Source organism: Noviherbaspirillum suwonense (assembly GCF_900182955.1).
GTDB classification, from domain to species: domain Bacteria; phylum Pseudomonadota; class Gammaproteobacteria; order Burkholderiales; family Burkholderiaceae_D; genus Noviherbaspirillum_A; species Noviherbaspirillum_A suwonense.
In genome coordinates, this window is the sequence record NZ_FXUL01000004.1 from 105,436 (window position 1) to 123,989 (window position 18,554).

General features: G+C 66.5%; 18 protein-coding genes. 14 read left to right on the plus strand and 4 right to left on the minus strand.

What is annotated here, in order from left to right:
- Positions 1–19: 19 nt before the first annotated feature.
- Positions 20–2,245, plus strand: coding sequence for a bifunctional diguanylate cyclase/phosphodiesterase (locus tag QOL82_RS07760; protein WP_283441677.1), 2,226 nt, complete (start codon positions 20–22; stop codon positions 2,243–2,245).
- 264 nt (positions 2,246–2,509) lie between these two features.
- Positions 2,510–3,496, plus strand: a complete 987-nt coding sequence (locus QOL82_RS07765) for a ChaN family lipoprotein (RefSeq protein WP_283441678.1) — start codon at positions 2,510–2,512, stop codon at positions 3,494–3,496.
- Here QOL82_RS07765 and QOL82_RS07770 read toward each other — a convergent pair.
- Together QOL82_RS07770 and aptA are read right to left on the minus strand one after the other, a co-directional pair.
- Positions 3,490–3,912 carry a hypothetical protein gene (locus QOL82_RS07770; RefSeq protein ID WP_283441679.1) on the minus strand — a complete coding sequence of 141 codons (423 nt, stop codon included), beginning with the start codon at positions 3,910–3,912 and terminating at the stop codon, positions 3,490–3,492. The two genes, QOL82_RS07765 and QOL82_RS07770, sit on opposite strands and share 7 nt — an antisense overlap.
- Positions 3,913–3,919: 7 nt before the next feature.
- Complete coding sequence (gene aptA, locus QOL82_RS07775; protein ID WP_283441680.1) at positions 3,920–5,272, minus strand: omega-aminotransferase AptA; 1,353 nt, start codon at positions 5,270–5,272, stop codon at positions 3,920–3,922.
- A gap of 640 nt (positions 5,273–5,912) precedes the next feature.
- Here aptA and flhD point away from each other — a divergent pair.
- The 9 genes from flhD (at position 5,913) to mntP (ending at position 13,691) form a co-directional block, all read left to right on the plus strand.
- Positions 5,913–6,230 carry a flagellar transcriptional regulator FlhD gene (gene flhD, locus QOL82_RS07780; RefSeq protein WP_283441681.1) on the plus strand — a complete coding sequence of 106 codons (318 nt, stop codon included), beginning with the start codon at positions 5,913–5,915 and terminating at the stop codon, positions 6,228–6,230.
- Between the two features lie 38 nt (positions 6,231–6,268).
- Positions 6,269–6,811, plus strand: coding sequence for a flagellar transcriptional regulator FlhC (gene flhC, locus QOL82_RS07785; protein WP_283441682.1), 543 nt, complete (start codon positions 6,269–6,271; stop codon positions 6,809–6,811).
- A gap of 40 nt (positions 6,812–6,851) precedes the next feature.
- A complete protein-coding gene (locus tag QOL82_RS07790; protein ID WP_283441683.1) occupies positions 6,852–7,643 on the plus strand; it encodes a class I SAM-dependent methyltransferase in 792 nt (263 codons plus the stop codon).
- 172 nt (positions 7,644–7,815) lie between these two features.
- The gene (motA, locus tag QOL82_RS07795) at positions 7,816–8,676 is read left to right on the plus strand and encodes a flagellar motor stator protein MotA (RefSeq protein WP_283441684.1); all 861 of its coding nucleotides are present in this window, start codon (positions 7,816–7,818) and stop codon (positions 8,674–8,676) included.
- 24 nt (positions 8,677–8,700) lie between these two features.
- Positions 8,701–9,816, plus strand: coding sequence for a flagellar motor protein MotB (gene motB / locus QOL82_RS07800; protein ID WP_283441685.1), 1,116 nt, complete (start codon positions 8,701–8,703; stop codon positions 9,814–9,816).
- A 28-nt stretch (positions 9,817–9,844) separates the two neighbouring features.
- Entirely contained in the window at positions 9,845–10,387 is a 543-nt protein-coding gene (locus QOL82_RS07805; protein WP_283441686.1) for a chemotaxis protein, read from the plus strand.
- 47 nt (positions 10,388–10,434) lie between these two features.
- Entirely contained in the window at positions 10,435–10,800 is a 366-nt protein-coding gene (locus tag QOL82_RS07810; RefSeq protein ID WP_283441687.1) for a response regulator, read from the plus strand.
- Between the two features lie 48 nt (positions 10,801–10,848).
- A complete protein-coding gene (gene cheA, locus QOL82_RS07815; RefSeq protein WP_283441688.1) occupies positions 10,849–12,843 on the plus strand; it encodes a chemotaxis protein CheA in 1,995 nt (664 codons plus the stop codon).
- A gap of 278 nt (positions 12,844–13,121) precedes the next feature.
- Positions 13,122–13,691, plus strand: a complete 570-nt coding sequence (gene mntP / locus QOL82_RS07820; protein WP_283441689.1) for a manganese efflux pump MntP — start codon at positions 13,122–13,124, stop codon at positions 13,689–13,691.
- Between the two features lie 37 nt (positions 13,692–13,728).
- Here mntP and QOL82_RS07825 read toward each other — a convergent pair whose 3' ends face one another.
- Positions 13,729–14,916: a sensor domain-containing diguanylate cyclase gene (locus tag QOL82_RS07825; protein ID WP_283441690.1), complete on the minus strand. Its 1,188-nt coding sequence runs from the start codon at positions 14,914–14,916 to the stop codon at positions 13,729–13,731.
- A 115-nt stretch (positions 14,917–15,031) separates the two neighbouring features.
- Complete coding sequence (locus tag QOL82_RS07830; protein WP_283441691.1) at positions 15,032–15,184, minus strand: hypothetical protein; 153 nt, start codon at positions 15,182–15,184, stop codon at positions 15,032–15,034.
- 198 nt (positions 15,185–15,382) lie between these two features.
- Here QOL82_RS07830 and QOL82_RS07835 point away from each other — a divergent pair, with 198 nt between their 5' ends.
- Genes QOL82_RS07835 through QOL82_RS07845 form a run of 3 tightly spaced genes read left to right on the plus strand, consistent with a single transcriptional unit; the run spans position 15,383 to position 18,541 of the window.
- The gene (locus QOL82_RS07835; protein ID WP_283441692.1) at positions 15,383–16,156 is read left to right on the plus strand and encodes an SDR family oxidoreductase; all 774 of its coding nucleotides are present in this window, start codon (positions 15,383–15,385) and stop codon (positions 16,154–16,156) included.
- 45 nt (positions 16,157–16,201) lie between these two features.
- The gene (locus tag QOL82_RS07840) at positions 16,202–17,281 is read left to right on the plus strand and encodes a phosphotransferase (protein ID WP_283441693.1); all 1,080 of its coding nucleotides are present in this window, start codon (positions 16,202–16,204) and stop codon (positions 17,279–17,281) included.
- 12 nt (positions 17,282–17,293) lie between these two features.
- Positions 17,294–18,541, plus strand: coding sequence for an acyl-CoA dehydrogenase family protein (locus QOL82_RS07845; protein WP_283441694.1), 1,248 nt, complete (start codon positions 17,294–17,296; stop codon positions 18,539–18,541).
- The last annotated feature ends 13 nt before the right edge of the window (positions 18,542–18,554 follow it).

Sequence of the window (18,554 nt, forward strand, 5' to 3'; positions counted from 1 at the left end):
ATTTCCATTGGGAATTATTTTGGACGGACTTTCTCCTCCAGCGCAACAGGACCGGAAGCCCTCTCCCGGAAGCAGGCATGCAGGATGGCTGGTCGCCTGCCTGGCGCTTGCCTGCGTGCTGCTGCTTGCGCTGGATGGGTGGAGCGTCTGGCGCTCCCATGAGCGCAGGGTGCAGGAAGCAGGGCGCGCGGCCGGCAACATGGCGCAGGCCGTGGCGCGCCATGCGGACGACACGATCACCGCGGCCGACCTGGCGCTGGCGTTCGTGGTGCGCCGGGTGGAAGGCGACCTCGACCGGGACGACTTCTTCGGCGACCTCGGCGAAGCGCTTGCCGCGCGGGCAACGTCGCTGCCGCAGGTTGCCGAACTGTTCGTGTTCGATGACGCCGGCGGCTGGGTCGCCAATTCGCTGCGGGTCATGCCCAGGGACGCGAACAGCGCGTCCGCGCCTTTCTTCATTCATCACCGCGACAATTCCGGGCTCGAAGCCTACATCGGGCCGCCGGTCAAAAGCCGCATCAACGGCGAATGGGTCATGACGGTATCGCGCCGCATTTCCCGTCCCGACGGCTCGTTCGCCGGCGTCGCGGCAGCGACCATACCGCTGTCCTACCTGCGCGATTTCTACGCGGGGCTGGACCTTGGCCCGAGCGGCGTCGTCGGCCTGCTGCGCGACAGCGGAGCCTTGCTGATGCGCCACCCGTTCGTCGAGACCGCCGCCGACGCCGACGCGTCGCAGTCGGCGCTGTTCCGCGCCTACCTGCGCCGCCCGGCGCAGGGCCTGCTGCGCGACCGTTCGCCGGTCGACGGCATTGAACGGCTCTATGCCTACCGCCATTCCGAGCGCTACCCGCTGGTGATCACCGCCGCGCTGTCGTACGACGCGCTGCTGGCGCCATGGATCGAGGAAGCGCTGCTGCACGGCGCCGTGGTGCTGGTGCTGGCCTTGCTGGCGGCGGCTGGCGCGGCCGGCCACCTGCTGCAGCGTCGCCGCCTCCGCCTGCTGGCGCAGCGGCACCGGGCCAGCGAGATGCGGCTGGTCGACCTGGCCAACAACCTGCCGCTGATGGCGCTGCGGCTGGATGCGGGCCACAAGCTGGACTTCTGCAACGCGGCCAGCCGCGCCTGGCTGGACATCGCGCCCGGCCCGGCCCGGAGCATGCATCTCGCCGATGCAGCCGGCCCGGTGCTGTATGCGCAATGGCGGCCGATGCTGGAGCGGGCGCTGGCGGGCGAGCGCGTCGACTTCGACTGCGTCGCGCTGATGCACGGCCAGGCGCACGACCTGCGCATGGTCTGCATGCCGGACCGCGGGCATGACGGCAGCGTGCAGGGCGTCGTCATGCTGGGCAGCGATATCACCGGGCTGAAGGCGGGCGAGCGGCGGATGCAGTCGATCGCCGCCAACACCCCGGCGCTGGTGGCCTTCGTCGACCGCGACCAGCGTTTCAGCTATACCAATGGCCACGGCGAGGCGTCGCCAGGCATCAATGCCGAACACATGGTCGGACGCACCGTGCAGGAATTGTATGGCGGCACCGTGTACTCGCTGCTCGAAGCCCATGTGCGGGCGGCGCTTGCCGGGGAGCGGGCGCAGTTCGACTACAGCATCGACCAGGGCGGCGAGCGGCGCGTGCTGCACAACGTCTATATACCGGAATGCGATGCGGCCGGCCGCGTGATCGGCTTCACCATGCTGACCGACGATGTCACGATGTTCAAGGAAGCCGAGCAGAAGCTGAGCCGGCTGGCGCGCTTCGACGCGCTGACGGGCCTGCCCAACCGCAGCCAGCTGAGCGAACGCCTGGCCGACGCGCTGCGGCGCAGCGACCGCAGCGGTCGCGCGCTGGCGCTGATCCGGCTGGACATCCACGGCTTCCGCGAGATCAATGACGTGCTCGGGCATCTTGGCGGCGACGCGGTGCTGAAGGAAGTCGCTGCGCGCCTGGTGCGCAATTGCCGCACCACCGACATGGCCGCGCGGCTGGGCGACGATGAATTCGCGATCCTGATGGAAGGCCTGGGCGAGCCGGAGGAAAGCCAGCTCGTGGCAGCGAAGCTGATGGAAGCCCTGTCGCGCCCGTTCGAGATCGCGAACCAGACGCAGCATCTTGCGTTCACGGCAGGCATCGCGCTGCGCGTGGCCGAAGCGGTCGATGCGGACACGCTGCTGCGGCGGGCCGGCGACGCGCTGCGGAAGGCGCGGCAGGATGCGCGCAGCCGGGCGGCCGAACTGGTCGACTGACACCGATCCCGCGTCATGACGCACCGGATGAGATCGTGGTTCCGGTTCGTAGGGTGTAATAAGCGTAGCGCATTGCACCACCGGCCAGTCAACCACCATCGCCCGTTCGCAGCGAATGATGTAATGCGCTTGCGCTTATCACACCCTACGGGGTTTCATGGCGCATCTCCTGGGATCGGTATGGCATCGATCACCGCCGATGCGCCACGCCCGCCGCATTCCATGATAGGTTAGCCGGCTCTCCCACGCCGATGAGCCGCTGCCATGCCGAGTCGCCTTTTCTCCCGCGCGCCAACCCTGCGCGCCGCCCGCCTGCCTGTCCTGCTTCGACTCCTGCCCATCCTTGCCGTCCTGTGCGCCTGCGCGCCGCTGGCGCCTGACGAGGCCGCTTCCGACGCGAAGGTGTGGCGGGCCTCGGCCCGCAGCTTCATCCCGTATGACGAACTGCTGCAGCAGGCCAGGGCGGCCGACGTCGTGCTGCTCGGCGAAACCCATCACAACCCGTCCCACCATGCGCTGCAGGCGCGCCTGCTCGCGGCGCTGTCCGAAAGCGGCCAGCGCCCGGTGCTGGTGATGGAGCAGTTCGATATCGAGCAGCAGGACAGGCTGGACGCGATCAAGGCGTCCGCGGCGTCCGGCGACATCAAGCTGGCCGCCTACAAGGCGCTGATGGGGGAGGGATGGGAATGGAAGGGCTACCAGCCGCTGCTGTCGCTGGCGGTCAAGCACGAACTGCCTGTGCTTGCCGCGAATATTTCGCGGGCGTCGCTGCGCGAGGTGATGCGCGGCGGGCAGGAGAAGCTGGGCAGCGGCGAGCCGCAGCGGCTGGGTCTGGCCAGCGGCTGGCGCCGCGAACAGCAGGACGCGCTGTCGAAGGACATCGCCGTCGCGCATTGCGACGCGCTGCCGCCGGCTGCGATCAGTGCGCTGACGCTGGCGCAGCGGGCGCGTGACGCGGTGATGGCCGACCGGCTGCTATCGGTGCGCGGCAGCAAGGCGGTGGCCATACTCGGGCGCGGCCACGTGCGCCAGGACCTGGCCGTGCCGCTGTACCTGAAGCAGCGCGCGCCCCGCACCAGCGTGCTGGCAGTCGGCATGGTCGAGGCAACGCCGCCGTTCCATCCGGCCGAGCTTGCCTACGGGCCGCTGGGCCAGCGCTACGACGCGGTGGTGTACGCCGGCCTGGTCGAACGCGACGCCGATCCGTGCGCCGCTTTCCAGAAGCCGGCAGCGGCAAGCGCCGCTCAGTAGCGGCGCTTGCGGAAATCGTGCCGGGTCACGATGCGGGTCGACTCGATCAGCATCGATAGCCCCACGACCAGCTGCGTCAGCGCATGCGCCGGCAGCGCCCAGACCTGGCTGGGCGGCGCTGGCATGCCGGTGGCCGCGACGATCACCGGCGCCGCCCATTCGGCTTCCGGCGTCACGTCCAGCAGCACGTCGCCGTCGCCGGTGGTGTGCAGGTAGATCTCGCCGCCCGCGGCCAGCACGAAGCAGATGCCCTGGCCCTGGTTGAGGCCGAACGACTGCGACTGCACGTTGTTCGGGTCCAGCGTGCGCTTGAGGTCGCGGTTGTAGCTGTCGATCCATCCTTCCACGTCGCCGCTGTTTTCCAGGTGTATCCACGGGCGGGTGATCGGCGGCGGACTGTCTTCGTAATCATCCATGCCTGAATTACACCGTGCTTTCCATGGTTTGCGGCGCGGCGCTCTGGGCCTTGAGCACGTCGGCAATCGCGCCGAACAGCTGGTCGACCTGCGCCCGGTCGATGATCAGCGGCGGCGACAGCGCGATGATGTCGCCGGTGGTGCGGATCAGCACGCCCTTGTCCCAGAAGCACTTGAGGAAGGCGTCGAAGGCGCGGGCGGTCGGCTTGCCCGGCACCGGCTCGAGCTCGATGCCGCAGATCAGGCCGAGGTTGCGCACGTCCTTGACCCACGGCAGCCCGCGCAGGCTGTGCGCGGCGTCCTCGAAGTAGGGCGCCATCGCGGCGGCCCGCTCGAACACCTGCTCGTCGCGGTACACGCCCATGGTGGCGACCATCGCGGCCGCGGCCAGCGGATGGCCGCTGTAGGTATAGCCGTGATAGAACTCGATCGCGCCTTCGGCCGACGCGCGCATGAAGTCGTCGTGGATGTCCTGGCGCACGATCACCGCGCCCATCGGCACCGCGGCATTGGTCAGTCCCTTTGCGCAGACGATCATGTCGGGCACCACGCCGAAGTAGTCGGCCGCGAACGGCGCGCCCAGGCGGCCAAAACCGGTGATGACCTCGTCGAAGATCAGCAGAATGCCGTGCTTGTCGCAGATCGCGCGCAGCTTCTGCAGGTAGCCCTTGGGCGGCAGGATCACGCCGGTCGAGCCCTGCACCGGCTCGACGATCAGCGCGGCCACCGTGGCCGGGTCGTGCAGCGCGAGCAGGCGCTGCTCGAATTCGTCGGCGATCTCGGCGCCATGGTCCGGCAGGCCGCGGCTGAACGCATTGCGGCCGATGTCGAGCGGATGGCGCAGGTGGTCGACGCTGGCCAGCGTCGGCCCGAAGTGCTTGCGGTTGCCGGCGATGCCGCCGACCGCGATGCCGCCGAAGCCGACGCCGTGGTAGGCGCGCTCGCGGCCGATCAGCCTGGTGCGCAGCGTGTCGCCGCGCATGCGCTGCCAGGCGATCGCGATTTTCAGCGCGGTGTCGACGCCTTCGGAGCCGTCATTGCAGAAGAACACCCGGTTCAGGCCTTCCGGCGCAATCGCCGCCAGCGCGGTGGCTGACTCGAACGCAGCCGGGTGGCCCATCTGGAACATCGGCGCGAAATCCATCTCGCCCGCCTGGCGGCGGATCGCCTCGGTGATCTTCGGATGGCAATGGCCGGCATTGACGCACCACAGGCCGGCCGTGCCGTCGAGGATCTGCCGGCCGTCGTCGCTGGTGTAATGCATGCCCGAGGCGGCGACCAGCATCCGCGGCTTTTGCTTGAACTGGCGGTTGGCGGTAAAGGGCATCCACAGATGGGCGGTGTCGATGGGCTGGGTCATGGCCGGCTTCCTTGGTGTGATGGGGAAAGTTGACATGGTAGTACGTTTTGCGGGGACAGGCAGCGCAACGGGGCATCTGGCCGCGGCGGAACGCATGCCGTCCGGCCTCCGCCAGCGCGCCGGCTCCTGCCGCGCACGGCGTCGGCCTGCAAATCGACGGCCGGCATGGTCCGGTTGTTCTCGGAATGATTTTTTTTGGCGCCACCCTAAATTTCCCGTTGGCGCCGCCGTTACTTGCCCTGTAGCCCGAGCCGACTGGATTATTTGAAAATATTTTCAAAATAACCCTAAAGTCGTTCGGCACGCTGCCGTAAATAGCTTCAGCAACACCGCAACAAGCAGGGAAAGACCAGCAGCACCGAGGAAAGCCAGTCCGTCGCAGCCGATACTGCAAGCGCCATCCTCCCGCAGCAATGTCTTCCCGCCGGATTTTCTTCGTGCCAGACACTGTCCCCGCCCCGGTTTCCCGGGGCGGGGAGGCCGGCGCTGGCGTCTTGTAAGACGGAGTCCTACAAACCCGCTAGATAATTCCTCACTAGAAATACAGCGTCCCGCTTATTTCCAGCAGGCATCATTGCAGGCAAACTTCTTCCATCGGCAAAGCAACCGGGTTCACCGGCAAAACGGACAGGAGAACGCAATGAATACCAACGACATGATGGCTGAGATTCGCGACGCAAATCTGAACTACCTGATGCTGGCGCAGCAGATGATACGCGCCGACAAGGCATGCGCCATCTACCGTCTTGGCATCAGCGCGGAGATCGCTTCGCTGCTGGAAACCCTGAGCAACAGCCAGCTCCTGAAGCTGGCCAGCGCCAACCTGATGCTGGCGCGCTTCCGTTTCGACGACACCGCCATCCTCGGCATGCTGACCAGCCACAGCAAGGAGCGTTCGCTGTCCCAGACGCACGCGGCCATCCTGATGGCCGGCCAGCCGGTCGAAGAAATCAACTGATCAGCGGCACACACACACTTTCAGCAGGAGTCGGGAACATGGCAAACAAGAGTCTGGTGTCGGAAGCGCGGGAAATCGGCCTGGCGATCGAGCTGATCAAGCTGGGCGCCCGCCTGCAGCTGCTGGAGCTGGAAACCTCGCTGTCGCGCGAGCGCCTGCTGAAGCTGTACAAGGAATTGAAGGGCATGTCGCCGCCGAAGGGCATGCTGCCGTTCTCGACCGACTGGTTCATCACCTGGCAGCCGAACATCCATTCGTCGCTGTTCATCAACATCCACCGCTACATGACCCAGCACGCGGGCCTTGCCGGCATCGAGGCCGTGATGAAGGCCTACCAGCTGTACCTGGAGCAGATGCCGCCGGCCCCCGGCGAGGAAGCGGTGCTGTCGCTGACCCGCGCATGGACCCTGGTGCGCTTCTTCGACAGCAAGATGCTGACCACCGCCAGGTGCGGCCAGTGCGGCGGCGAGTTCGTCACCCACAGTTTCGACCTGAACCACGGCTATGCCTGCGGCCTGTGCCACATGCCGTCCCGCGCCGGCAAGACCAAGAAGGCGCGCGAGGATGCGCTGAGCGCCTGAGCTTCGTCGTTCCTCCCGATCCAACCGTAAAGAGCCCGCAATGCAAAGCATCGCCACAACGGCCGGGCGCGGGCTGCTGCGCCTGCCCTCGGTGCAGGCGCTGGCGATCCAGGCCGGCGCACTGCTCGTCGTCGGGCTGTCGCTGCTCATGCTGGCCCGGATGCAGTGGCTGCCGCCCGGCGCCTTTCCCTCCATGACCGTGATCGTGCTGCTGCAGGGCGCGCTGGCGGCGCTGCTGTCGCGCGCGCTGCGGCAGGCCGCGTGGTGGCCCGTCATGCATTTCCTGTTCCTGCCGGCGGCGCTGGCGGCCTTGTCCCTGCGCCTGCCGCCGTGGGTCTTCCTGGGCGTGTTCCTGCTGATGCTGGCGCTGTACTGGTCGACCTTCCGCACCCAGGTGCCGTTCTACGCCTCCGGCGCGGCGGCCTGGCGCGCGGTCGAGGCCGAACTGCCGCAGCGGCCGCTGCGCATCATAGACATCGGCAGCGGTCTTGGCGGGCTGGTGGTCAACCTTGCCGGGCGCCGGCCCGACTGCCGTCTCGAAGGGATCGAGCTGGCGCCGCTGCCGTGGCTGGTGAGCCGTGTTCGCCAGGCGGCCGGCGCGCGCTGCCGCTTCCTGCGCGGCGACTATCAGCGCCTCGATTTCGCCGACTACGACGTGGTGTTCGCCTACCTGTCGCCGGCCGCGATGCCGGCGCTCTGGGCCAAGGCCCGCGCCGAGATGCGCAGCGGCACGCTGCTGCTGAGCCATGAATTCGCGGTGCCGGGCGCCGCGCCGCAGATCGCGCGTCCGACCCGCCCGGGCGGACCGGTGCTGTACGGATGGGTCGTGTGATCACGCCGAAAAAATTGCCTCCTCTCAAGTTTTTGCCGCACATGCCGTAACCGGAACGAGGACGGGATCGAGGCGCACGCCGCGCAGCACATCGTGGCGCGGCGCCGCTCCCGAATGAACAGCGACAGCCGGCGGCCTGGCCGCGGCACTTACCAGGCGGAGAGTAATAAACGTGTTAGTGATCATTGGATATGTCGTCGTCATGGCGTCGGTGTTCGGCGGCTTCGCAATGGCCGGCGGGCACCTGGCCGCACTCTGGCAGCCGCTGGAAGTATTGATGATCGCCGGCGCCGCCGTCGGCGCCTTCTTCGTCGGCAATGACATGAAGTCGATCAAGGCGACTGCCAAGGCCATTCCTTCGCTGTTCAAGGGTTCGCGCTACAACAAGACCCTGTACCTGGAGCTGATGTCGCTGCTGTCGGAAATCCTGACCAAGGTCCGCAAGGAAGGCCTGATGTCGATCGAGGGCGATGTCGACGCGCCGGAGGAAAGCGCGATCTTCGGCAAGTATCCGGGCATCCTCCACGACCATCACATGATCGAGTTCATCACCGACTACCTGCGCCTGATGGTGTCCGGGAACATGGACGCGTTCCAGATCGAGAACCTGATGGACAACGAGATCGAGACCCATCATCACGAGGGCGAAGTGCCGGCGCACTGCATCGCCAAGCTGGGCGACGGCCTGCCGGCATTCGGCATCGTCGCCGCGGTGATGGGCGTGGTGCACACGATGGAGTCGGTCGGCCTGCCGCCGGCGGAACTGGGCATCCTGATCGCGCACGCGCTGGTCGGCACCTTCCTCGGCATCCTGCTGGCCTACGGCTTCATCGGCCCGCTGTCCGGCCTGCTGGAGCAGAAGCTCACCGAGTCGACCAAGATGTACCAGTGCGTGAAGGTCACGCTGCTGGCCAGCCTGAATGGCTACGCGCCCGCGCTGGCGGTCGAGTTCGGCCGCAAGGTGCTGTTCTCCACCGAGCGCCCGTCGTTCAAGGAACTGGAAGAACACATCAAGCAGGCAAAAACCAAGTAAGCATCGAGGACACGGAACGGCATCATGGCTGACGACAACCTGCGACCCATCGTAGTCAAGCGCATCAAGAAAGTGGCGGGCGGCCATCACGGCGGCGCCTGGAAGATTGCCTACGCCGACTTCGTGACCGCGATGATGGCCTTCTTCCTGCTGATGTGGCTGCTGGGCTCGACCGCCAAGGGCGACCTGCAGGGCATCGCCGAATATTTCTCGACGCCGCTGAAGGTGGCGATGGCCGGCGGCTCCGGCGCCGGCGACAGTTCCAGCGTGATCCAGGGCGGCGGCAAGGACCTGACCCGGAAGGACGGCCAGGTCAAGAAGGGCACCGAGCCGCCGGCCAAGAAAACCTACGACCTGAAAGGCGCGCAGGCCGACCTCGAACGCATCGAAGGCGAGAAGCTCAAGGGCCTGAAGGCGCGCATCGAAGCGGCGATCGAAGCCAATCCCACGCTCAAGCAGTTCAGGAAGCAGCTGCTGATGGACATCACCACCGAGGGCTTGCGGATCCAGATCGTCGATGCGCAGAACCGGCCCATGTTCGCCAGCGCCAAGGCCGAACTGCAGCCCTATACACGCGAGATCCTGCATGAGATCGGCCGCGTGCTGAATGACATGCCCAACAAGATCAGCCTGTCCGGCCACACCGACGCGACGCCGTATTCGAGCGGCGACAAGGGCTACAGCAACTGGGAGCTGTCGTCAGACCGCGCGAATGCGTCGCGTCGCGCGCTGATCGCCGGCGGCATGGAGGAAGGAAAGATCGTGCGCGTGGTCGGACTGTCGTCGGCGGTGCTGATGGACCAGCAGAATCCGAACAACCCGATCAACCGGCGCATCTCGATTATCGTGATGAACAAGAAGGCCGAGGACACTGCGTCGCGCGATGGCGGCTCCGTCACGATCAGGGAAGAGAAGCAGGCCGAGCCGGTGCTGCAGGGGATAGAGAAGCCGGGCGCGGGCGCCGAAGCGCCGCCAGCCGGCGCTGCGGCAGCGGCGACGACGCCAGCGCCAGCGCCAGCGCCATTGCCGGCAGCCGCGCCGTCGATGCCGCCCAACGCGGCGACCGTGGCGCAGCAGGCCACGGCGGCGGCGGCTGCGGTGACGGCACGGCAGGATGCCGCAGCCGCCAGGCATGAGTAGAACATTTGGCACAGACCATGGACAGGCGATGAAGAGACAGGATTCCGGCGTGCTTGAACTGGGCCAGCTGCTGACCGATGTCAGCGCCGAAGGGATAGCGCATCTCGAGGAAGTGCAGGCCGACCTGGCGCAGACCCGGCTGCTGCTGGGCGAGGCGATTGCGCGCCTGTCCAGCGGCTTCGGCGCGCTGCATGCCGCGGTGTCGGTCCAGCGCGTCGCGGCCGAGCAGCTGCAGCGGCAGGCCGAGGGCGCAGGCGGCGGCGGCGACGGCGAGGAACAGCTGCGCGCCGCGGCGGCGGCCATCGACACGCATGTGCAGGCGATGGTGACCGCGCTGCAGTTCGAAGACATGACCAGCCAGCTCATCGCCCAGGCCGGGCGGCGCATCGCCGGCCTGCTCGGCATCCTTGCCGGCGTCGGCGACGGCGCCCAGGGCCTGGCGAGCGGCGACCTGACCCGGCTCGACGCGCTGCGCACCGCGATGGCAGCGCAAAGCCGCGAACTCGATGGCCTGCTGGCGCGCAGCGTCGACCAGCGGCACATGGAAAGCGGCGACATAACCCTGTTCTGATCCGTGGCGATCGGCAATTCAAGACGACAAACAAAGCGAGCAAGACTATGGCAAAGACAATACTGGCGGTGGACGACTCGGGCTCACTGCGCCAGATGCTGGTATTCACGCTGAAGGCCGCCGGCTACCAGGTGGTGGAAGCGGTCGATGGCCGCGACGGCCTCGACAAGGCAATGCAGAAGCAGTTCGACCTGGTGCTGACCGACCAGAACATGCCGAACATGGACGGCCTCACGCTGATCCGCTCGCTGCGCGCGCTGCCGGCCTATGCGCGGGTGCCCATCCTGATGCTGACCACGGAGTCGAGCGACGAGATGAAGTCCAAGGGCCGCACCGCCGGCGCCACCGGCTGGCTGGTCAAGCCCTTCGACCCGAACCGGCTCACCGAAGTGGTCCGCAAGGTGCTGGGCTGATGCCGCATTCCCTATCCCGCCGGCTGCGCAGAGCATGAGGAGCCCAGCATGAGCATCGATATCAGCCAGTTCTTCCAGGTGTTCTTCGAGGAAGCCGAGGAGCTGCTGGCCGAGATGGAACGCCTGCTGCTGGCGCTGGACACCGCTGCGCCCGACATGGAGCAGCTGGCGGCGATCTTCCGCAGCGCGCATTCGATCAAGGGCGGCGCGGCGACCTTCGGCCAGACCGACATGGCCGAGGTGACCCATGTGCTGGAATCGCTGCTGGACCGGCTGCGGCGCGGCGAGATGGGGCTGACGTCGGCCCATGTCGACGCCTTCTTCGCGGCCAAGGACGTGCTGAAGATGCAGCTCGACGGCCACCGCCATGCAACGCCGGTGGACATGGACGCGGTCGCCGCGGTGCGCGCCCGGCTGGAGGCGCTGTCCGCCGGCCATGCGCCGCTTGCACAGTCACAGTCAGCGCCGCTGCCGGCAACCCTGGCGCCAAGCCGCCGCCTCAGCCTGGAGCTGCCTGCGCTGGCGCAGGACGAACTCGATGCGCTGGTGGACGAACTGGCGCTGATGGGCACGGTGTCGTCGCAGCTGCTGGAGGACGGCCGCCTGCGCCTGAGCGTCGATACCGCGCAGAGCGCCGACGACGTGCTGGCGATCTGCTCGTTCATCGTCGACCCGGACAGCCTGGCCATCGTCGAGGACGGGGCAGGCGGCTATACGTCGCCCGACGGCAGCTATGGCTTTTTCGAGCCGCTGCCGGAACCGGCCGCGGCCCATGACGACGCGCCGGTGGTGGTGGCGCACGCGGAGTCGCCGGCCGCGCGCTCGGCCGCCGCCGACAAGGCGGCCAGCCTCGACGCGTCGTCGATCCGCGTCAGCGTCGAGAAGGTGGACCAGCTGATCAACCTGGTCGGCGAACTCGTCATCACCCAGGCCATGATCGAGCAGCGCAGCAGCACGCTCGACCCGATGCTGCATGAACGCCTGCTCGGCAGCGTCAGCCAGCTCACGCGCAACACCCGCGACCTGCAGGAAGCGGTGATGTCGATCCGCATGATGCCGATGGACTACGTGTTCTCGCGCTTTCCGCGCATGGTGCGCGACCTGTCCGGCAAGCTCGGCAAGAAGGTCGATTTCCTGACCTATGGCGCCGCCACCGAACTCGACAAGGGCCTGATCGAGCGCATCATCGATCCGCTGACGCACCTGGTGCGCAACAGCGTCGACCACGGCATCGAGACGCCGGCGGTGCGCGCCGCCGCCGGCAAGCTCGAAGCCGGCAAGCTGTCGCTGTCGGCCGCGCACCAGGGCGGCAACATCGTCATCGAGGTCAGCGACGACGGCGGCGGGCTGAACCGCGAGCGCATCCTGGAGAAGGCGCGCCAGAACGGGCTGGACGTGTCCGACGCGATGGCCGACGCCGAGGTCTGGCAACTGATCTTCGCGCCCGGCTTTTCGACGGCCGAGGAAGTGACCGACGTGTCCGGGCGCGGCGTCGGCATGGATGTCGTCAAGCGCAACATCGCCGCGATGGGCGGCTCGGTCGACATCCGCTCGGCGCGCGGCTTCGGCACCACGATCTCGATCTCGCTGCCGCTGACGCTGGCCATCCTCGACGGCATGTCGGTGCGGGTCGGCGAGGAGATCTACATCCTGCCGCTGGGCTACGTGGTCGAGTCGCTGCAGCCGGCGCGCGAGGACGTCCGGGAGATTGCGGGACAGGGCAGGGTGGTGCGGGTGCGCGGCGAATACCTGCCGCTGATTGCGCTGCACGAGCTGTTCGGCATCGACCCGCACTGCGCCGACCCGTCCGAGGGCATCCTGGTCATCCTGGAGTCGGACGGCGCGCGCGCGGCGCTGCTGCTCGACGAGCTGGTCGGCCAGCAGCAGGTGGTGGTCAAGAACCTGGAATCGAATTACCGCAAGGTCGCCGGGATCTCGGGCGCGACCATCCTCGGCGACGGCGGCGTGTCGCTGATACTGGATGTGGCGATGCTGCTGCGCGGCTACGGCAGGCGGGCGATGGCGGAAGGCGCGGTCGGATAGGGCCGGCGCCGGAAGCGGGCGCGTGCCGCCGCGTCGCTCCGCGCATTTTCAGGCCGGCCCGCGCCGGGGCTTCCACCATCCAGCGCGGCCATGCTATATTCCGGCGTCCTTTGGGGAGTAGCCGGCTTCCGTCCCCCGGAAGCGTCCGCATCAACATACTCGGTGACTTCGGTCCCGTGGTGCGGTCAGCCAGTCAGGTTGGCGAGACCATAGGCATTGCGCTTGCCCGGTCGGGCCGGGCGCAATGCCTTCGTCCATGCCCGACCTGAAAGTACCCGATGAACTTTGCCGCCACCGCCCTGCTGTCCCTCGCCATGTCCACCGATGCCTTCGCCGCCGCTGTCGGCAAGGGCGCGGCGCTGCACCGTCCCCACTTGCGCGAGGCGCTGCGCACCGGCCTGATCTTCGGCGTGATCGAAGGCCTGACCCCGGTCATCGGCTGGCTGCTGGGCCAGCTCGCCGCGCCGTATGTCAGCGCATGGGACCACTGGATCGCGTTCGTGCTGCTCGGCGGACTGGGCATCATGATGGTGCGGGAAGGGCTGTCGACCGACGAGGAGGAAGCCGAGAAGCCGGGCAGCCATTCGTTCTGGCTGCTGGCCGTCACCGGGTTCGCCACCAGCATCGACGCGATGGTGGTCGGCGCCGGCCTTGCGATCATGGATGCCGATATCGTCGTCACCGCAATCGCCATCGGCTTTTCCACTTTCGTGATGGTGACCATCGGCGTGATGCTGGGCCGTGTGCTCGGGCTGATCGCCGGCAAACGCGCCGAGATCGTCGGCGGCATCATCCTGATCGGGATCGGCGCCTTCATCCTGTATGAACACCTGGGGGCGACTGCCTGAACGGAACGCGCCGGCGACGGGCGATTCGCCTGTTCCCCTAGAAGAATTCCACGCTGCCGCTGGCGTCCTCGCGGTGCAGCAGGCGTTCCGCGACCAGCTGGTCGTAGAACTGGACCTGGTTCCTGCCATGCTGCTTCGCGTAATACAGCGCCTGGTCGGCATGGCCGAGCACCACGACCGGCGTGTCGCTGCTGATGCTGACGAAGCCGAGGCTGATCGTGACCCGGCCCACCTGCGGGAAGTCGTACTGCTCGATCGCCCGGCGCAGGCGCTCGAACACCATCGTCGCATTTTCCTTCGTCGCCGACCTGAGCAGGATGACGAATTCCTCGCCGCCGAAACGAAAGATCCTTTCATTGGCCCGGAATGACGATTTCAGCAGGTTGGCCAGCAGGATCAGCACTTCGTCGCCGTACAGGTGGCCGAAACGGTCGTTGATCTTCTTGAAATGGTCGATGTCCACCACCGCCAGCCAGTTTTCGCGTGCCTGTTCGGTGTGCCGGCGCTCGGGCTGGCCCGGCTGCGCATGCGGCTTCGGCTGATGGCATTGCGCGGTCATCCGCGCAAACCTGGCGTCGAAGGTTTTCCGGTTCAGCAGGCCCGTCAGCGAGTCGCGCTCGCTGTAGTCGAGCAGGCTCTGGTGATTCGAGTAGACCTTGACGATGCCTTCGATGAGGATGCGGCTATCGGCATCGCACGGCGTCGCATAGGCAAGAAGGATGCAGCACTGGATACGGTCGTTCAGCCATACCGGCAGCCAGATCAGGTGCTGTCCGTTCCCGTCGTCCGCTTCCACCGGGCAGGCGCGGCGCCGTATGCCATCCGCAAGCGGCTGCGGGCAGGGCTCCTGCCGGCTTGCTTCATCGGTCCCGGCCGCGTCGTCGAAGTAGGCGCGCACCGTGTCCTGCTCGATCACGGCCGTGGCTTGCGTGTACAGCCTGCCGTTCGCCTGCGTCACGTCGAGCATCGTGGCCGACAGCGCGCCGGTCATACGGTACAGCGCCGTGATGGTCGTCAGGTCGAGCTGGTCATGCTCGCGGCAGCGGGTCATTTCCGCGAGGTGATGGAGGAATGCTTTCAACGGGTTTCCCTGGCCTGCCAGCAGCGACACCGTCGCCGGTTTTGTTGCCGCGGGAAATGGTTGGTCATGCGCGGCAGGCGCGCGCGGCGGCTTGTCGCGCAGCGTTCCCATTTCGTGCAGCGGTGCAGGCAAGTCTCTCGGCATGGCGGCATCATCCTCGTCCCGGGTCGGCAATTCAAGCAGTTCGGGCGTTGTCCCGAGATGCCCGGCCAGCGACCGCCCGTTCGAGACCGTTTACCTGATATGGAATAATTCTATTTTAGAAATAATGCGAAGAGGAATTATTCTGCAGGGTTTCCCCCATTTTTGTCATTTGCTGTTGCTCATTGGCAGCAACCGGAAGGCAGTCGAACCATGCTTCCGGCGCAAGGATCGTGCAGATATGCAATCTCCCGTCGATCGTGATACCCATTCGGCCATCCTGGACCAGCGGCGCCCGGTGCTGCGTTGGCAGCGGTTTGGTATCCGGTAGCTGACTTTACTTGACGATGACCGGCTGTTACCATGAGCTGCGAATGGAACATTGTTTTGCTGTGCGGAACAAATCGGGCGATTGTAGTTTAGTCCCGTAATTTTCCATCGCCGCTTTTAAATCGCAGGAGACAACAGCATGGGCGTCAAGGAATTATTCAAGCTCGACGGCAAGGTGGCATTGATCACCGGCGGTTCGCGCGGACTCGGGCTGCAGATGGCCGAGGCGCTTGCCGAGATGGGCTGCAGGCTGGCCATCACGGCGCGCAAGGCGGATGAACTCGAGGAAGCGAGAAAGCACCTGGAGGCCATGGGCGCGGAGGTGCTGACCATCGCGAACGACCTGTCCGACACCGCCGGCATCCCGGGCATGGTCGAGCAGGTGGCCCAGCGCTACGGCACGATAGACATCCTGGTCAACAATGCGGGCGCGACCTGGAATGCGCCGGCCGAGGACTATCCCGACCACGCGTGGCACAAGGTGATGAACCTGAATGTCGATGCGCTGTTTTTCGTGGCCCGCGAAGTCGGCCGGCGCTGCATGATCCCGCAGCAATCGGGCAAGATCATCAACATCGCCTCGGTCGCCGGCCTGCGCGGCAGCGCGACCAATGTCACCACGATTGCCTATCACACGTCCAAGGCCGCCGCCGTCAACATGACCCGCGCGCTGGCCTCCGAATGGGGCAAGTACAACATCAATGTCAATGCGATCTGCCCGGGCTTCTTCCCGTCCAAGATGTCGGCCGGCCTGCTGGAAAAAGTAGGCGACGCGATCATCGCGCGGGCGCCGCTGCATCGCATCGGCGGTGAAGAAGACCTGAAGGGTTCGGTCGTGTTCCTGGCCAGCGAGGCGTCGCGCCACATCACCGGCCAGGCGCTGGCGGTCGATGGCGGCGTCACCGCTGTTTGAGTCTTATCTCCCATCCATAGTGGACGGCCGCGCGCCGTTGATTTCATGAGTTCAGATCCGCAGGACCGTTTTACAGGCACCCGTCCGGTGTCGCCGCAGCATGTGTTCGATATCCCTAAATTGTCGGCCTGGATGCGGGCCAATGTCGAAGGCTTCAGCGGCGAGCTGACGCTGGAGCAATTCAAGGGCGGCCAGTCCAACCCGACCTTCCTGCTCGCCGCCGGCGGGCGCAAGTACGTGATGCGCCGCAAGCCGCCCGGCACGCTGCTGCCGTCGGCCCATGCGGTCGACCGCGAATACAGGGTGATCAGCGCGCTTGCCAATACCGACGTGCCGGTCGCCAGGGCCTATGCGCTGTGCGAGGACGACAGCATCATCGGCACTGCGTTCTACATCATGGATTATGTCGAGGGCCGCATCCTGTGGAACTCGGCGCTGCCCGACCACAGCCCGGCCGAGCGGGCCGCGCTGTTCGATGAAATGAACCGCGTGATCGCCGCGCTGCACAGCGTCGACTACCAGGCGGTCGGGCTGGAAAGCTACGGCAAGCCGGGCAACTTCCTGGAGCGCCAGGTGGCGCGCTGGACCAAGCAGTACCGTGCCTCGGAGACCGAGCGCATCGAGGCCGTGGAAAACCTGATCGCCTGGCTGCCGCAGCACATCCCGTCAGGCGACGAGACCCGCATCGTGCATGGCGACTACCGCATCGACAACGTGATCTTCCATCCGACCGAGCCGCGCATCCTGGCGGTGCTGGACTGGGAACTGTCGACGCTGGGCCATCCGCTGGCCGACTTCGCCTATCACTGCATGACCTGGCGCATGCCGCCGGGGCCGTCGCGCGGCATGGCGGGACTGGACCTGCCGGCGCTGGGCATCCCGACCGAAGAGCAATACCTGGCGGCTTACTGCCGCCGCACCGGCCGCGACGGCATTTCGCAGAGCGACTGGGAGTACTACATGGTGTTCAACATGTTCCGCCTGACCGGCATCCTGCAGGGCATCATGGCGCGGGCGCTGCAGGGCAATGCGTCCAGCGCCGAGGCCATGGCTGCCGGCAAGCGGGCGCGCCCGCTCGCCGAACTGGCGTGGCAACTGGTCGAACGCATACAACAACGCAACTAATCGGAGACGACGATGGAATTCAATTACTCAGACAAGGTCATCGACCTGCAGAAGCGGGTCACCGCATTCATGGACGAGCATGTGTACGCGGCCGAGGAAGTGTTCGAAGCCGAGATGGATGCGGCGCGCAAGACCGGCAACCCCTGGGTCCCCACGAAGATCGTCGAGGAACTGAAGCAGAAGGCGCGCGCGGCCGGCTTGTGGAACCTGTTCCTGCCCGAGTCCGAACTCGGCGCCGGCCTCACCAATCTTGAATACGCGCCGCTGTGCGAGATCATGGGCCGCTCCCATATCGGGCCGGAAGCCTTCAACTGCTCCGCGCCCGACACCGGCAACATGGAGACCCTGGCCCGCTATGCCAGCCAGCCGCTGCAGGACCAGTGGCTCAAGCCGCTGCTGGAAGGCACGATCCGCTCCGGCTTCGCGATGACCGAGCCTGATGTCGCCTCGTCGGATGCGACCAACATCGAGGCGCGCATCGAGCGCGACGGCGACGACTACGTGATCAACGGCCAGAAATGGTGGACCTCTGGCGCCAACGACCCGCGCTGCAAGATCCTGATCTTCATGGGCAAGACCGACCCGGACAACCCGAACCGGCACCGCCAGCAGTCGATGATCCTGGTGCCGATGGACACGCCGGGCGTGACCGTGCTGCGCCACCTGCCCGTGTTCGGCTATGACGATGCGCCGCACGGCCATGCCGAAGTGCGCTTCGAGAATGTGCGGGTGCCGGCGACCAACATGCTGCTGGGCGAGGGCCGCGGCTTCGAGATCGCCCAGGGCCGCCTCGGACCGGGACGCATCCACCACTGCATGCGCCTGATCGGCCGCGCCGAACGTGCGCTGGAAAAGATGTGCCGCCGTTCGCTGAACCGGGTCGCATTCGGCCGCCCGGTGGCGGACCAGGGCGTGACCCGCGAGCGCATCGCAAACGCGCGTATCATGATCGACCAGACCCGTTTCATGGTGCTCAATGCCGCTTACATGATGGACACCGTCGGCAACAAGGCCGCGGCCAAGGAAATCGCGATGATCAAGGTCGCCGCGCCCAACATGGCCTGCCAGGTCATCGACTGGGCAATCCAGGCGCACGGCGGCGGCGGCGTCAGCGAGGACTTCGGCCTGGCCCGCGCCTATGCCAGCTCGCGCACGCTGCGCATCGCCGACGGCCCGGACGAGGTGCATCGCAATGCGATCGCCAAGCTCGAGCTGGCCCGCTATATGGAACCGAAACTGCGGGAACCCAAGCAGCGCTGATTTAATCTAGAGG

Bases quoted from the DNA above. Each gene is read 5' to 3' on its own strand.
- QOL82_RS07845 (WP_283441694.1), top strand. From the start codon at position 17,294: ATGGAATTCAATTACTCAGACAAGGTCATCGACCTGCAGAAGCGGGTC.
- QOL82_RS07810 (WP_283441687.1), top strand. From the start codon at position 10,435: ATGGCAAAGACAATACTGGCGGTGGACGACTCGGGCTCACTGCGCCAG.
- cheA (WP_283441688.1), top strand. From the start codon at position 10,849: ATGAGCATCGATATCAGCCAGTTCTTCCAGGTGTTCTTCGAGGAAGCC.
- QOL82_RS07830 (WP_283441691.1), bottom strand. From the start codon at position 15,184: ATGGGTATCACGATCGACGGGAGATTGCATATCTGCACGATCCTTGCG.
- aptA (WP_283441680.1), bottom strand. From the start codon at position 5,272: ATGACCCAGCCCATCGACACCGCCCATCTGTGGATGCCCTTTACCGCC.
- flhC (WP_283441682.1), top strand. From the start codon at position 6,269: ATGGCAAACAAGAGTCTGGTGTCGGAAGCGCGGGAAATCGGCCTGGCG.
- mntP (WP_283441689.1), top strand. From the start codon at position 13,122: ATGAACTTTGCCGCCACCGCCCTGCTGTCCCTCGCCATGTCCACCGAT.
- flhD (WP_283441681.1), top strand. From the start codon at position 5,913: ATGAATACCAACGACATGATGGCTGAGATTCGCGACGCAAATCTGAAC.
- QOL82_RS07790 (WP_283441683.1), top strand. From the start codon at position 6,852: ATGCAAAGCATCGCCACAACGGCCGGGCGCGGGCTGCTGCGCCTGCCC.
- motB (WP_283441685.1), top strand. From the start codon at position 8,701: ATGGCTGACGACAACCTGCGACCCATCGTAGTCAAGCGCATCAAGAAA.
- QOL82_RS07765 (WP_283441678.1), top strand. From the start codon at position 2,510: ATGCCGAGTCGCCTTTTCTCCCGCGCGCCAACCCTGCGCGCCGCCCGC.
- QOL82_RS07825 (WP_283441690.1), bottom strand. From the start codon at position 14,916: ATGCCGAGAGACTTGCCTGCACCGCTGCACGAAATGGGAACGCTGCGC.
- QOL82_RS07840 (WP_283441693.1), top strand. From the start codon at position 16,202: ATGAGTTCAGATCCGCAGGACCGTTTTACAGGCACCCGTCCGGTGTCG.
- QOL82_RS07835 (WP_283441692.1), top strand. From the start codon at position 15,383: ATGGGCGTCAAGGAATTATTCAAGCTCGACGGCAAGGTGGCATTGATC.
- QOL82_RS07805 (WP_283441686.1), top strand. From the start codon at position 9,845: ATGAAGAGACAGGATTCCGGCGTGCTTGAACTGGGCCAGCTGCTGACC.
- QOL82_RS07770 (WP_283441679.1), bottom strand. From the start codon at position 3,912: ATGGATGATTACGAAGACAGTCCGCCGCCGATCACCCGCCCGTGGATA.